The organism is Paenibacillus forsythiae T98 (assembly GCF_000520735.1).
Lineage (GTDB): Bacteria > Bacillota > Bacilli > Paenibacillales > Paenibacillaceae > Paenibacillus_AQ > Paenibacillus_AQ forsythiae.
In genome coordinates this window covers 1-384 of sequence record NZ_ASSC01000152.1, presented here as the reverse complement: position 1 = coordinate 384, position 384 = coordinate 1, and the positions used below count along the sequence as shown (strand labels likewise).

General features: G+C 50.3%; 1 pseudogene. It reads right to left on the bottom strand.

Annotated elements, in window-relative coordinates:
* Positions 1–359 (bottom strand): annotated as a pseudogene (locus L692_RS0105850) (IS4 family transposase); the annotation flags it as partial.
* Positions 360–384 lie beyond the last annotated feature (25 nt).

Here is a 384-nt window from a genome sequence, read left to right as displayed (position 1 = left end):
GTCGTGGAATCGATCAGCAGCAGTTCCTTGGGGATATTGATCTTCCGGCGAGTTTCCCGATTACATTTGCGGACGAGAAGATGAAAAAGTTCCTTAAACACGGCAAAGGGGACTTCGGACGCTTTTCCGGAAAAGCAGGAATAATGAACCGTAGGCAATCCGCTGGCAGAAGCACAGTCGGATCCGGCACGGTAGCTTGACCATTCCTGGGCCGCTGCCGTACACCAGTACTGCAGCAAAGTGAAGAGGGTAAATTTCCGGGCCTTATCTTGATATCCGGCAGCTTTTGCTACGGTCGCTATTTCTTCCGGTGTCAGGAGCGATTGAAGAATAAACGGGATCGTGATAGACTTTTTCATGAGAGTCGTCACCTTTCGGTTTGGT